The 14,046-nt window shown below is 42.8% G+C and carries 13 protein-coding genes and 1 tRNA gene; 4 read left to right on the top strand and 10 right to left on the bottom strand.

Going from position 1 to position 14,046, the window contains the following annotated elements; translation table 11 throughout:
* Positions 1 to 131 precede the first annotated feature (131 nt).
* A complete protein-coding gene (locus L4C35_RS05920; protein WP_428462013.1) occupies positions 132 to 1,265 on the top strand; it encodes a S1 family peptidase in 1,134 nt (377 codons plus the stop codon).
* 58 nt (positions 1,266 to 1,323) lie between these two features.
* Here L4C35_RS05920 and L4C35_RS05915 read toward each other — a convergent pair.
* Together L4C35_RS05915 and L4C35_RS05910 are read right to left on the bottom strand one after the other, a co-directional pair.
* Positions 1,324 to 1,414 (bottom strand) — tRNA-Ser (locus L4C35_RS05915).
* A 187-nt stretch (positions 1,415 to 1,601) separates the two neighbouring features.
* Positions 1,602 to 1,916: a DUF3081 family protein gene (locus L4C35_RS05910; protein ID WP_094957995.1), complete on the bottom strand. Its 315-nt coding sequence runs from the start codon at positions 1,914 to 1,916 to the stop codon at positions 1,602 to 1,604.
* A gap of 239 nt (positions 1,917 to 2,155) precedes the next feature.
* On the opposite strand from L4C35_RS05910, the gene L4C35_RS05905 reads away from it, so the two are divergent.
* Positions 2,156 to 3,337 carry an amino acid aminotransferase gene (locus tag L4C35_RS05905; RefSeq protein WP_428462012.1) on the top strand — a complete coding sequence of 394 codons (1,182 nt, stop codon included), beginning with the start codon at positions 2,156 to 2,158 and terminating at the stop codon, positions 3,335 to 3,337.
* 27 nt (positions 3,338 to 3,364) lie between these two features.
* Here the strand turns inward: L4C35_RS05905 and L4C35_RS05900 are convergent, their stop codons facing one another.
* The 4 genes from L4C35_RS05900 to L4C35_RS05885 all read right to left on the bottom strand — a co-directional run bounded on the left by L4C35_RS05900 (position 3,365) and on the right by L4C35_RS05885 (position 7,190).
* On the bottom strand, positions 3,365 to 5,083 hold the full coding sequence (locus tag L4C35_RS05900; RefSeq protein ID WP_428462011.1) for an ATP-binding protein: 1,719 nt from the start codon (positions 5,081 to 5,083) through the stop codon (positions 3,365 to 3,367).
* A gap of 2 nt (positions 5,084 to 5,085) precedes the next feature.
* Entirely contained in the window at positions 5,086 to 5,625 is a 540-nt protein-coding gene (locus L4C35_RS05895; RefSeq protein WP_428462010.1) for a heme NO-binding domain-containing protein, read from the bottom strand.
* A gap of 127 nt (positions 5,626 to 5,752) precedes the next feature.
* Positions 5,753 to 6,271 carry a hypothetical protein gene (locus L4C35_RS05890; protein ID WP_428462009.1) on the bottom strand — a complete coding sequence of 173 codons (519 nt, stop codon included), beginning with the start codon at positions 6,269 to 6,271 and terminating at the stop codon, positions 5,753 to 5,755.
* A gap of 190 nt (positions 6,272 to 6,461) precedes the next feature.
* Entirely contained in the window at positions 6,462 to 7,190 is a 729-nt protein-coding gene (locus L4C35_RS05885; protein WP_428462008.1) for a nitroreductase family protein, read from the bottom strand.
* A gap of 250 nt (positions 7,191 to 7,440) precedes the next feature.
* Between L4C35_RS05885 and L4C35_RS05880 the strand changes: the two genes are divergently transcribed.
* Positions 7,441 to 8,232: a hypothetical protein gene (locus L4C35_RS05880; protein WP_428462007.1), complete on the top strand. Its 792-nt coding sequence runs from the start codon at positions 7,441 to 7,443 to the stop codon at positions 8,230 to 8,232.
* A gap of 216 nt (positions 8,233 to 8,448) precedes the next feature.
* Positions 8,449 to 10,143, top strand: a complete 1,695-nt coding sequence (gene sgrR / locus L4C35_RS05875; protein WP_428462006.1) for an HTH-type transcriptional regulator SgrR — start codon at positions 8,449 to 8,451, stop codon at positions 10,141 to 10,143.
* Positions 10,144 to 10,163: 20 nt separating this feature from the next.
* Here sgrR and L4C35_RS05870 read toward each other — a convergent pair whose 3' ends face one another.
* The 4 genes from L4C35_RS05870 to L4C35_RS05855 all read right to left on the bottom strand — a co-directional run bounded on the left by L4C35_RS05870 (position 10,164) and on the right by L4C35_RS05855 (position 13,860).
* The gene (locus L4C35_RS05870) at positions 10,164 to 11,369 is read right to left on the bottom strand and encodes a serine hydrolase (protein WP_428462005.1); all 1,206 of its coding nucleotides are present in this window, start codon (positions 11,367 to 11,369) and stop codon (positions 10,164 to 10,166) included.
* Positions 11,370 to 11,519: 150 nt separating this feature from the next.
* Entirely contained in the window at positions 11,520 to 12,014 is a 495-nt protein-coding gene (locus L4C35_RS05865) for a hypothetical protein (RefSeq protein WP_428462004.1), read from the bottom strand.
* Complete coding sequence (locus L4C35_RS05860) at positions 12,011 to 13,018, bottom strand: ABC transporter ATP-binding protein (protein ID WP_428462003.1); 1,008 nt, start codon at positions 13,016 to 13,018, stop codon at positions 12,011 to 12,013. Before L4C35_RS05860 ends, L4C35_RS05865 begins: the two co-directional genes overlap by 4 nt.
* Positions 13,015 to 13,860 carry an ABC transporter ATP-binding protein gene (locus L4C35_RS05855; RefSeq protein ID WP_428462002.1) on the bottom strand — a complete coding sequence of 282 codons (846 nt, stop codon included), beginning with the start codon at positions 13,858 to 13,860 and terminating at the stop codon, positions 13,015 to 13,017. Before L4C35_RS05855 ends, L4C35_RS05860 begins: the two co-directional genes overlap by 4 nt.
* Positions 13,861 to 14,046 lie beyond the last annotated feature (186 nt).

Genomic DNA, 14,046 nt, shown 5'->3' with positions numbered 1-14,046 from the left:
GCAGTATTTTAATTGCATGCAAAATATTAATACCAAACATGACTCATAGGATTATTTGCGGCCTCATCCGACCACTATTTAACCACAAATGCGGATAATAGCTTGCACATATGTCATACAAGTATTTAATTGTGTATAAGAATAAGATTATTACCCCACGCAGCACGACATTTTCGCTATTACTTTTGGCTTTTACTGCTACAGCAAGTGATGCGCGACCTACTACCATTTCTGCTTTTGGAAACGAAGATATATCCCATTCAGTTATGGTGCCAAAAATCATCAATGGTATCGATACACCCGCTAACAGCTTACCATGGCAAGTGTCTGTTAATTTTATCTGTGGTGGCAGTATAATTAGTGGTAAATGGGTTGTAACCGCAGCCCATTGTGTTATTGATCCGGATACTAATAAAATCGATAAACCGAATGACATTACGATTTTTGCCCACGCTGAAAACATCATGGATAATCAAAAGGGTAAATCTTATGTCGTTGCAGACGTTATTGTGCACCCTGGCTATTTAAATGATTATCGCCATGATGATATTGCCCTTTTAAAGATCAGCGATAGCATTTTTATGGGGGGCAATCCTAATACTGAATTTCCTGACAATACTATGATTCAATTATTGTCAGCGAGTAAACAGGTTGAACTCGATAATCTTATTGCAAATAAATGGGTAGAAAATCAAAAACGTGAAGCATATTTACTTACTTCCGGTTGGGGATCGACGGATAGTCGCAAGCCAAAAAAAAGTGACAGTTTCATCCTAAAGCAAACATTGCTAACAGGTGTGCCTGATAGTGTTTGTGATCGGGACTGGTCATCGCTTCCACATGAGAAGGTGGTTTGTACCAACTCACCAGATCCAGAACTTGCGACAGATTCGTGCTTTGGTGATTCAGGTGGCCCTTTAGTATGGCAAGACCCATCTCATCGTAGTGATTCAGATAAGGGCTTACGCCTAGTGGGTATTGTTAGCTACGGTAAACGATTATGTGGTACCTCAGAAAGTGCTGTGTATACGCAGGTCAGCAATTATATTCCGTGGATTAAACGCAATATCGGAGGACATTTACCGGCTGCATCAACTTTCGCAATCGATCCTTTTAAAGCCGACTACACTGCGGCTCCGAAAGCTCCTGTTGTACCTTCTTCATCGAGTGATGATAATGGCGGTAGCGCCTCAATCTTTAGTTTAATTGCATTATGCTTTTTCGGTATTGTAAGGCGTGGTCGTTTTAAATTGAGACACGTCTAAATATCACGTTAGCTCAAACGCAAAAAAGGCGCTAATAAATTAGCGCCTTTCTTAAATATGGCGGAGAGATAGGGATTTGAACCCTAGATACGCTATAAACGTATGCCGGTTTTCAAGACCGGTGCTTTCAACCACTCAGCCATCTCTCCGTAAGTGCGGTGAATAATATAGATGAAGCTGGTATCTGTAAATAGGTGAGAGGTACGACTGTTGGGATTTTATGCGCTTTGTGTTTTTAGTGGATTGTTTGGCTTTAATGTGCACAGTGGGGTGTTTGTTATTTCAACAAAGTCAGCATGTTAGGTGTAACATGCTGACAATGCAAAGCCATTCAAATTAGTAGGTTTCATCTAAAATGATGAGCTTTTTCATAAAGGCTTGGATTTGAGTTTCATTATTGCTGTGAAAATCTGTGGTTGTTTGATTAATAATACCTTCAGGATCTTCATTGGCAGTATGGAAGTGGTAAGTATTGTGGAAATTAATGTCTAAGCTGACATTATCATCGGCAAGCGTGATGCTATAGCCGTCATAGCTTTCCTGACAGGTTATACCGTCTAATTGGCTTCCTTTCTCACCTATGGTTTGACCCTGTGATTTTATTTTTTCGCATACACTTAGCAGCGTGCGAACGTCTGCATTGTTTCTCATTACTGCCTCCTGACTGTGCATATTTTCATTTATCTACTCTTACTGTAGAACGTTGGTGCTTCCTTTCCAGTGTAAGTTGAATTTTCATTAACTAGGATCAAAGACCATGCTTTCTGATGTCACACTTTCTCTCTTTTATGCGCCCAAATAGTTGGTATTAACAGTGAATAACACCGTGATATTTTTAATGAGTGTGATACTTTGAAGATATTACCAGCCGGAAATGGAATTTTTACGCAATGTTTAAACAACTTAGCCCTGCACAATTAGATCCTATATTGTCACTCTCATTAGCGTACCGTGAAGATGCGCGAGCAGATAAAGTCGATTTAGGCATTGGTGTTTACCGTAATACTCATGGTGAAACCCCAATCATGTTGGCTGTTCAAAAAGCACAGCAACAATTGTTGGCCGAACAAACCACGAAGGCTTATGTTGGTTTAGCGGGTGACGAAGTATTTAACCAATCCATGATGGATCTGTTGTTGAAAGGTACATCGGCTTATAGTCGCGCGGCAGCTGTGCAAACACCAGGCGCGAGTGGTGCGCTTCGCATGTTGGCTGATCTAATCCATATTGCGCAGCCAGATACGACTGTATGGTTAACCAACCCCAGTTACGTTAACCACAAGCCAGTGATGGAAGCGGCAGGATTAAAGGTTAAGTTTTACCCTTACTTTGATACAACGACTAAGCAAGTGAACAGCCAAGCCATGCTGGCTGAGTTAGCGAAAGCGGGCCCGAGAGATGTGGTGTTATTACATGGTTGCTGTCATAACCCGACGGGGGCAGACATAACATTTTCAGATTGGCAGACGATTACAGAGCTTGCTAATAAAAATGGCTTTTTACCTTTTGTTGATATCGCTTACCAAGGCTTTGGTGATGGCCTTGAAAAAGATGCCGCTGGCTTACAATTTCTAGCTGATAATGTAGAAGAAATGATCATTGCGACCTCTTGTTCTAAGAATTTTGGTTTGTACCGCGAGCGCACAGGTGCGGCGATCATCGTCAGTGATTCATTAAAAGAAGCGCAGAAGGCGAAAGGGCGCATTTTGAACCTCGCGCGTTCAACTTACACTATGCCACCTGATCACGGTGCGGCAGTTGTTGCCAAAATTTTGCAAGACGAAGCACTCACACAAGACTGGAAAGCAGAGCTGATCACCATGAACCAGCGCTTGTTGAATTTGCGCAGTGGCTTGGTAAAAGCGATTCAGGCGCAAGGATCGAATGAGTTTGATTTTATTGAAAAGCACAAAGGGATGTTCTCTGTGACAGGTTTGTCACCAGAGCAAGTTGGGCGTCTTCGCGACGAATTTGCCGTGTATGCAGTGGCGGATGGCCGAGTGAATATTGCGGGCTTGCAAGAGCAAAAGATCGATTACCTTGCTAATGCGCTAGTGACAGTGTCACGCTAAGGTGTACAGGGTGGGGGCAAATACTCGCTATAGTCCCCACTTTTCTATCATGCTGCGCAATTCCGATGATTGATAAGGCTTGCACAGAATATCGTTCATACCGGCATTTAAACAATGTTCTCTTTCTGCTGTTGTTGTACCTGCGGTTAAGGCTACTATGGGCTTGATGTAACCTTGGTTACGTAAGGTTTTTGTTGCACTGTAGCCATCCATAATTGGCATTCGGCAATCCATCAAAATAAGGTCGAAATCAGTGTGATCTAACGTATCAATAGCAATTTGCCCATTACTTGCTATTACTGGTTCTATCCCCATTTTATTGAGCATCAGTTTGATGATCATCTGATTGGTTTTTAAATCTTCAACAACCAGCACCGAGAGCTTATCAAGTGGTTTCGTTATGGACTGTGCTGCCGCTTCTTGTACTATGGGTTGATCATGAACAGCAAGGGGCAGTTTTGCGGTAAAAGTAGAACCTTTGCCTATATCACTTTCAAGGCCGATATCACCTTTCATTTGCAGGGTCAGTTGTCGGCAAATAGCGAGCCCTAACCCTGTGCCTTCATGGCTGCGTTTACTCGAAATATCTACCTGGCTAAAAGGCTTGAACAGTTTACATTGTTGATCAGCGGCAATACCACAACCTGTATCCGTTACGGAAAAAACAAGTTGTTCGTCTTGCCAATCAATGTACGTATTTACACTGCCATCTTGAGTAAACTTAATCGCATTACCTATTAAGTTGACGAAAATTTGTTTAATTCGGTCTTCGTCACCAATTAAATAGGGGGGGATTTTATTGCTAATGGTTACTTTGAAATCGAGTTGTTTTTCAGAAGCTCGGTGGGTGAAAACCGCTTGCAGTTTTTCAGCGATAGAAAAAGTATTAAATGGTTTATTAATAAGTTCTAACATGCCTGCGTTGATCTTGCTGTAGTCCAACAGATCATTAATGATCGCGCGCAGTAATTCACCAGAATGGTTTAAAGTAGTTAGTAGTTTACTTTGGTCTGTATCAAGCTGACTTTCACCTAATAGCTCAGCGGTACCGAGTAAGCCATTGAGCGGGGTACGAAGTTCATGGTTTATCATCGCAAGAAAGTCGCGAGTTGCTTGTTCAGAGGCTTCTGCCCGTTCTCGAGCTTGTATAGCCAGGGCAAGAGTAATATTTCGGCCTATGGTCGTGCGAAGCATTTCTCCAAATAATACGACATGTTTTTGAATCGTGGCTAACCACGAGCCTGTTGCTTTAATTCTGGCAGCAAAAAAGCCCACCATGTCATCACGTACATTCAGTGCAACCCAATATACACCTTCTTTTTTATCCCAATAACTCGCAGCAGATTGTAATGTTGCTGGCGGAGTCCATTGCTGGCGGCGACCACTATAAAATTCACCATTAAAATCCAAGGTGCTGAGTGGATTAATATGTATACAGATCGCACGTACAAAATGATTATCAACCAATTCGTTAGCGAGGTGATTGAGTAAGTGGGGGGTTAGCGATTGCGAAAGAAAACATTGACTATAGCTGAGCAACATTGTCTCGATTTTTGTTTGGTACGCTAAGCGTTCTGAATCAAGATCGGCTTGCTCTTTTAGTTTCTCTGCTGAATGTTGTAGTAACTGGTTGGCATTGTATAAATCGAGGCTTTTTTCTTCTAATAGTTTTTCAGCTGCTTTGCGGGCAGATTTTTCTCTATCGAGTTTTTTCAGTAAGAGTTCAATGTGTCGTTGTTCGTTCATAGTTAGCCAGCCACTAATTGAATATGGAAACGAACATGGCTTTGGTCTGGCTTTATTGCTTTCATTTCAACCTGAATCTTTTGATTGAAATGATCAGCACAGCCTTGAATTAAGCCCAAACAGACGTGCGACATGCAACGTGCAGAATGGTAATCCATTGTCATGATGGAGTCTGCTTCTGAGATAAAATCAAAGCGTGGTGGGGTTGCATCAGGGTAGAGCTTTTTTACTTCGATATGGATATGTTCTTCTACTTTACGAATAAAATCGAAGGTGGAGGTTGTGTCGTTAATAGGGATCGGTAAGCTTGCGAGCAATTGTGTGAAAACAGCTTTGCCATAGACTTCCTGTAACTCAGTGGCAGGCACGTCTGTAATTTTGCTTAATGTAAGAATGAGTTTGACCAGATCTTTATGATCATAACTCCCAACAGCGGTATAGCAGCCTTCATCAAAAGCTTCATCTAGCATCTGTTGGCAAACATCCAAGCCAAATGTGTTTTCAACGATATCAAGAAACTCGGTAAAAATGATCCCCTTCATTGTTTTTCCCTATTTTTAGTCCCTGTACCGCAAGTATGGTAAGTGAAATAAAAATCGTCAAAAATCAATTACAAAAAGGCAAGGTGAGTAACGAGCTGATTATCCATCAGCTCGTTATATAGGTATCTTATTGTGCAGTTTGCTCTAGGTGAACAGACTGATTGCTAGGCGCGATCTGAGTGGTTAGGTAAGCGGTCATTTCCTCGATCAAGTCTTCTTGGTTGGGTAGAGGAAGAGCATGTACATCACAAATAAGTGCTTGCTCAGCGTCTTGAAATACCATACCACACGCAGCGGGCTTTCCTTTGAAAAAACCGACAAACAGGCTGGCTGCAGAATCGGCTTCAAACATGATCTGCGTAAGGTATTCCATCACAGCTTCACGTTGTTTTTCATCATTCCAAAAGTTCGCTAGAGTCATGGCATAGCGAATCGTCAGTGGATGACAATCGACGGGGTAAAAGGAGAGATTGTTAGTGCGAGCCGTAAGCGGTAAAACGAGTTGTGAAGTAGAAGATGAGGCATGTAGCGCTTGGTACAAAGCTAAACCGTTTTCGCTTAATGCGGTTGGGTATTCTGCATCAGCGACGTGACTCGCCATCCAAGTGTTTTTTGATTCTTTTAGTTGCTCAATCATTAACTGCATAAATTCGTTTCTGTTGTTGAGATGTCCCCACCTTACCGTAAATAAAATCAGCATGATATGGTTTATCGACAAACAATTCGAATTGATGGTATTTAGGCCTAAATAGTAACAAACAGCGCTGGTGTGATTACAGCGCCGTCGATTTTGTCAGCATAACAATAATGTGTCGCGCTGAACTCGCAGAAAGTCCTTAGTGTTCAAATATAATTTCGGCATTATCAACACGGTGACGTTTGCTGTAAATGCCGTCTTCTGCGCGCTTACCACAACCGATGATCATCGTGATTTCTGCCCCTTTTTGCAGGCCAAGAAGTTGCCTTGCTCTTACTGAGTCAAAGCCTTCCATTGGACAGGTATCATAGCCTTCTGCTCGCATTGCTGTCATAAAGGTCATGGCGGCAAGCGAGCTGCTTTTATGTAGGCAGACACGTACATCAGTTTTGCTGACTTCACGCATCATAGGTTTATTTCGGCCTAAGAATGCACACAGTATCTTTCGCGCCATGCCGTATAAGCCAAAACGATCATTACGATAAACGAAAGGGATCAGTTTCTCATAGTATTTGAGCGCGCGCTTTGACGTTGCATCCTCGCGGCCTTCAAATGCATCTCGAACCGTTTTTGCGTTCATTTTTGCACGTGATTCCCATTTATAGGGGGTCACAACAAATACCACAAGCTCATTGGCGGTCTTGGCGGCATTTTGCCCCATGCAAATACGGCTTAATTCCGCGCGTTTATCTTCGCTAACCACACGGTGGAATTCCCATAGCTGCATGTTAGAGCTATTAGGTGATAAGGCCGCGAGTTCCAATGAACGAGCGACAGCTTGGTGATCGAAAGGGGCCGTTGCATCATATTTTCGTACCGACCGCCTGCTATGTACTAGCTTTTCAAACGTTGATTGTTGTTCAGTCATAAGAATTTTTTGGTAGAGAATTTATCGGTTTTTCTACCTGTATTTTGTGCGTATTTCAAGCCAAGCTAAAAGAGTTGTGCGATTTCATTGATATTAAGCAGTCAAATAAATATGAATGTCATCTTGAATAAATAAACTTGAAGTTGCTCTATTTTTTTGCAACTTGATGCGCAATATACGGACAATTGGTCTAACAAAGTTGTGAATGATTCATTTCTCTTAGGCTGGCTTATCTCGAAAGGGACTTTTTATGCAAACAACAAACATGGCATCGCTCAATCCGATTCAGGGATCAACATTGATTGACCCAAATACCTATTTTTTTCAGATCAAAACCTGGTTAGAAGCAGGGAAAGCACTCGAAACTATTACGGCTAATCAACTTCAGCAAGCAGTAGGTGGTAGTTATCAGAATGCATTGCAAGTATTAGAAGAATTGGACAGTTACATTGACGGTGAACGGAAGGAAAAGAGTGGTTTAGACTTTCCCTTTAATTTGATTAATCAAATGCATAGTGCTTATTACGATGCTTGGCGCGTCATGTTCGGCTTAAGTTCTACGCAAGATGCGGCTCAGACAAATGAGCAAGCAGAGGTACTCGATGAAACTAAAGCAGAATTAGATGCGGTTCAGGCTCGTTTAGATGCAAAAAATACGGAGCTTGAGCAGGTTTCTTTAAATAACAAAACAGCACTAAATGGGTTACACAGTGATCTTGCGAAAGCGATAAAAGCAAAACAAACGTCTCAGCAGAATGCCCGTAAAGCAAAGTCGGCCCATACTGCACTACAAAAAGAACATGATGTCTTAGTGAAACAGTTGGCGACCTTAACGAAATCACTTAAAGAGCAGCAAAAGACGACAGAGAAGATTAAGTTAGACTATGAAAAACTAGTCGTCGATATGGAAGCACAGTCAAAACAGGAAATTGAAGCTCAACGTCATCAAGTTGATGGATTGAATGAGGAGCTAACAGCGACAAAGCAAGAGCTTGCGTCAAAGAGTCAGCAGCTAGAGCAATATCGTGAGAATCAAAACTGATTGTGTTGCATTGATAAAGTAAAAAACAAGGGCAGCATTGGCTGCCCTTGTCAGTGATGGACGATGCTATCAAGATGCTTGGGGGAGCATCGAGTTTCAGGAGCACACTTTCCACTTATCGTAATAAAAGGGGATAAGTTTGTTCATCGATAGCGATTTTAGATGTAAAATCAGGAAGTAAAAACAGAACATCTTTTAAATTTAGGTTCCCCTTTTATGAGCGGTCAACGGTTAAAAACGCAGTTCCATCGTCTATATAGCCATTTTTCTGGTCAGGATAGTGAGACGACATTACAAGAAATTGCAGAGATCCTTTTCTGTACCCGACGTAATGTACGTATGGTCATGAGTAAAATGGCCGATAAAGGTTGGATTGATTGGCACCCTGCGGTTGGCCGTGGTAAACAGTCACGCTTGGTTTTTCATAGCACAGACAGTGAGTTACAGCAGAGTTATGCGCGTAAGCTTGTGGCGCAAGGTAAGTTGGAACCGGCATTAGAGGCGTTAAATAACGATGCTAATATGCTCGCTCAGCTGATTCAAGAACAGCTTGGTGTGTCAACTCAGCAAGGTAAGCAAGTGGTTCGTTTACCTTATTATCGATCGTTTGGTGACTTAAACCCCTTATTGCCTCTTCGTCGTTCTGAGCAGCATATTGTTCGTCAGATTTTTAGCGGGTTAACCCGTATTGATGAAAAAAAAGAGGAAGTTGAAGGCGATCTCGCACACCATTGGGAAGCATTATCTCCTCGCCATTGGCGATTCTATTTACGCCCTGCGGTACGTTTTCATAATGGTAAGTTACTGCAATGCCAAGATGTGATTGCAACGCTTAATGAAGTTAAACAACAGCGTCTATTCAAGCATATCCTCAGTGTTGAATTCGTCGCGGCTCATACGATAGATATTCACTTAAAGCGTGATGACGTGCATTTACCGACGTTATTGGCTGATACACTTGCCGTGATTCAACCTGAAGAAATGCTGACTCACCGCGATCCTGATGCTTTACCTATTGGAACTGGGGCTTACCGTGTTATTCAAAATGATAAGCAGCGGTTGAAATTAGAAGCATTCGATCAGTATTACGGCTTTAGAGCCATGATCGATATTGTCGATATTTGGATTCTGGTAGGGTTCGATGTGTTTTACCTGAAGCCTGATTCGGAAGAGCAAGAGGTCGGTAAGTATGCGATTTCGTCGCGGTTACACCTAGACGAAGGCTGTAATTACTTGATGTACAATCGCCAAACGGGGCTGGCCAATAATGAAGATTGGCTAAATTACTTTTCACAGCGCTTTTCTACTCTTGCGATGCAATGTTTGCTAGATCAACCAAAATTTAGTGAATTACGTTTGGTTAATGCATACGGTTTGCTGCCTGGTTGGGTACATAATCCGGCGATCTGTGTATCCGCAAGTCAGCCGCCTGCGAAACGCACGGTCACAATTGCCCATTTGCAAGATCACCCGATTTACCCGCTTATTGTCGAGAAGATGACTCAGCTACTGAGCGATGACGGATTAAAAGTGAAGGTATTGGCGCTAACGACCGCGGAAATGCTATCGGGTAAACAGGCGAGTAAAGTTGATATTTGGATCAGCGGGATGAGCGTTTTTACTAAGCGTGAGGATGCCATTCTACCTTGGCTTTATAACTTCGATCACCTTCACCGTGCGATGCCATCGGAGGATTTTAAAGCGATGGATAGTTTAATTACTCAGTGGCGAAGTGATAAAACCCTACCATTTCCGGCCCATGATATTGGCTTGTTGCTGGTTCAAAATCAGCAAATCCAGCCTTTATTCCATGCGTGGTTGGGGGTAGATACCACAGGTGAACTACAAGGAATGACCTCGAATTCGCTGGGGTGGTTTGATTTCACTTCTGTTTGGAAAAAGCCTGTATAAAGTGTATATGATTAAGCGCTTTAATTGGTTTTAGTCGGTTCTGGAGACCAATCTTGGCTGTTAAACCACTGTCCAATAGGTCGCCACACCATATCGATCATGTTTTTGTACCAAGGTGCTTTCTCAACTGTTTCTGCTGTAATGATGGGTTGCTCGGTGAGTAACTCTTCATTTAAATACCATTCAACTTTACCAACTGTTGTTCCTTTTTCAATTGGTGCTTCAAGATCATGGGTGTAATAGACCTTGTGCTCTAAATCTTTCCTTTGACGGCGAGGCACAGTGATCACACCACCTTCACCTAACTCAACAGTGACATTAGCGGGGCTACCGTACCAAACTCGGACGGGAGCGAGTTCTTTATTATTAAATTCAGGCTTAAGATCTTGGAAAAATCGAAACCCCCATGTTAAGAGTTTCTTGCTTTCCGCTGTACGGGTTTGAGTGCTTCCTGTGCCCATGACAACTGCGATTAAACGTTGATCATTTTGCTCTGCTGAAGACACAAGGCTATAACCCGCTTTAGAGGTGTAACCTGTTTTTACGCCGTCAACATTTAATGTTGAATCCCATAGTAGGGCATTTCGATTACCTTGTTTTATTTTACCAAAGGTGAAGGATTTTTCTTGGAATAACGCATAGGTGTCGGGTAAGTCATGGATAAATGCGCGAGTCAGCAATGCCATATCATACGCGGTTGTGAATTGCTCGTCGGCATCTAAGCCATGTGAATTAGCAAAATAGCTATCGAGCATGCCAAGCCTTTCGGCATGTGTATTCATCATTTCAATAAAGGCAGATTGGTGCCCTGCAACATGCTCTGCCAAAGCAACTGTCGCATCGTTACCTGATGAGATAATAACGCCGCGATTAAGATCGTCGACACTGACTTCATCGCCAACATTCAAGAACATTTTCGACGATCCTGGAAACTTTTTACCCCATGCATTTTCACTGATGATCACTGTGTCATCGTTGGCGATATGGCCCGCTAGTAATTCGTGCCCGACAACATATGACGTCATAATTTTAGTTAAGCTGGCAGGTGCGAGGGGTAAATGTTCGTTATCACTGGCGATGACTTGCCCAGAGCCATAGCTCATTAATACCCATGCTTTGGCACTGACTTCTGGTGGAGAGGGTAAAGGGGCTGCATAGCTAAAAGCGACGGTTATGGATGCCGTTGCAATAATTGCATATTTAACAATGGTGGTGGCTAGCGTCATTGCTTATCCCTCTGTCACTTTTTATTCCTCCTTTGAGCTTAGTAAAATATTGAGAGAGTTAGGATAAATTTATGATTTGTACCCATTCTATTCATGTTCAGGTTATTAGGCTAGCGGGTGGATTGCCACCTATCACTAGCCCAATTTAGCTTATAAAGCCGCGTGGTTGCCTTTTTTAACAGAAGGCTCGTAAGACAGGTTAATATTATTTTGTCCTTCCATGAAAGCGACATGAAGGTTTATAAGCTGCGAACTCTCATCTAGCCATTGCGGAGAATCTTGTTTCTGACAAAACTCCATCATGGTGACAATCATTCGGTCGAGCTTTTTTAAGCACCAGCGCTTTAAATCTGGCTCGAGTGCCTGCTCGCAAATCATACTTTGTAGTTTTGCATAGCCAAATTGCATATAGCTAAAGGCTTTATCGACATCAGGCAAATCTTGGTAGTAGAAACTTAACCGTTGGCAAGCATCTAACCAATACGCCAGTGCCTCGTTATGAACTTCACAGCTAACGTCGGTAAAAATCATGTCTGGCGCGTGATTAAGCGCATCGATTAGGGTTTGGATATCCCGCTGCTGAGGTGGTGGCGGGGTTTGGTACCATACTTTGATGTTGTCTAACCAAGTGTGGAGTTCTGTCATGCAACTTGCTCCTTGTCTGCGAGGGCAGAAGTCGATATTTGGTCGGCACTCCAGTTGGCAACATAATGGTTATCACCCGCTTTTTGGAATCCCTGCACTGACTTTAAGCTTAGCTGACGAATTTTGTCTGCACTGACAGAATAGTCGGGTTCTGATTCCAATAAATGATGGAACGGAAGATCAGGATCGGGCACAGCCGAAATAAGTAAGCGGGTGTAAGGGTGCTGTGGGTTACGTAAAATACTGCGTGTGTCACCCCATTCAACAATACGACCGCGGTACATCACCGCCGTTTCTTCGGCAACATAATGCGCGGTGGCAAGATCATGGGTGATGTATAAGAAACCGATCCCCATTTTCTCTTTCATTTCCTTCATTAGGTTAAGCACACCTAATCGGATTGATACATCAAGCATAGAGGTCGGCTCATCAGCCAAAATCACCTCAGCCCCCACTGCGATAGCACGCGCTAAGTTGATACGCTGGCGCTGCCCGCCACTGAGTTGGTGAGGGTATTTGTTTAAATCGGAATACGGTAATTCCACTAAATCAAGCAGCTCTTTTAAGCGTTGTTCCACTTCATTTGAATTGGCTACTTGGTTGTGGATCATAAGTGGGCGAGTGAGGTGATGTTTAATGGTATGAGTGGGATTTAATGAACCAAATGGGTCTTGGAAGATCATTTGAACTTTGCCCCGATAATCAAGAATATCCTTTCGTGATTGTAAGGATTGAATATTTTGTCCTTTAAATAGGATTTCACCGTCGGTGACATCATGCACTTTGGTAATTAAGCGAGCACAGGTGCTTTTTCCACAGCCCGATTCACCCACTAGCGCAAGGGTGCGGCCTTTGTATAAATTGAAGCTGATATCATCAAGCGCGCGGAATATCTCAGAGCTTCCGAAGCCACCACCTGCAATAAATTCTTTGGTGATGTTTTTCACCTCAATGATAGGTTGTTGGTCATGGTTTGATGAATTGCCTGCTATAACCTGACTCATGCGCCTATCTCCTGAGATACATTGATTGGTTGGGCTGCTTCTTCATGAATATTCGGGAAAGAAGCCCAAAGTTTTTGAGTGTATGGGTGTTGCGGGTTATTGCGGATTTCTTTTGATGTGTTTACTTCAACGATTTCACCGTGTCGCATAACAGCAATGCGATTGCAAAGTTGGCTCATAAGAGCAAGGTCGTGAGTGATGAAGAGCACCGAGAAATCGAATTCATTCCGAAGTTGGTATATCTGCTGCAAGATTTCGCGCTGAACAACAACGTCGAGTGCGGTGGTTGGCTCGTCCATGATGATTAATTTAGGGCTGAGGCTTAAGGCGATAGCGATCACTAAACGCTGGCGCATACCCCCGCTAAATTGGTGAGGATATTCAGATAAGCGTTGGCGGGGAATGTTAACAAGGTCGAGTAGTTTTTCTGCTCGCTCTTTAGCTTGGGCGTTACTGTAACCAAGGTGGTGGCGCATCACATCGGCAAATTGTTCCTGTACTGGGATCACTGGGTTAAGTGAATTCATGGCACTTTGAAACACCATCGCGATCTCTTTCCAGCGCACAATCCCCATTTCAGCTTCTGTTAATGTGAGTAAATCGCGGCCTTGAAAATCTACAGAGCCATGAGTAATCAGCGCTGGTGGCTTGTGTAAACGATTAATGGCGAAGGCAATGGTGCTTTTTCCACAACCCGATTCACCGGCCAATCCGAATATTTCACTTTTCCCTACGTCAAAGCTGACGCGTTTAACGGCTTGAAAGTCGCCATTATCCGTTACATAGGTAACTTCTAGATCTCGGACTTTAACCAGTGGGTTAGGGTGGAAAGCTTGCTCCATGTCTTTCTCCTGATAATTTTCAATACGAAATAACCTTAACTGAAAACTATTCTCATTATCACTTGTTGTAAAGTGTGATAATGAGAATAAGTGATTCATCTAGCAAACTTTAGAAGAGCGTTACATTACAGTTTTGTTGATTAAATGTTATTAAATTTGCTGCGTTACGATATTGTTCACAGTTGT

The organism is Photobacterium kagoshimensis (assembly GCF_050337045.1).
Classification (GTDB): Bacteria; Pseudomonadota; Gammaproteobacteria; order Enterobacterales; family Vibrionaceae; genus Photobacterium; species Photobacterium kagoshimensis.
Note: the sequence above shows the minus strand (reverse complement) of the source record. Positions and strands in the feature narration are given on the sequence as shown.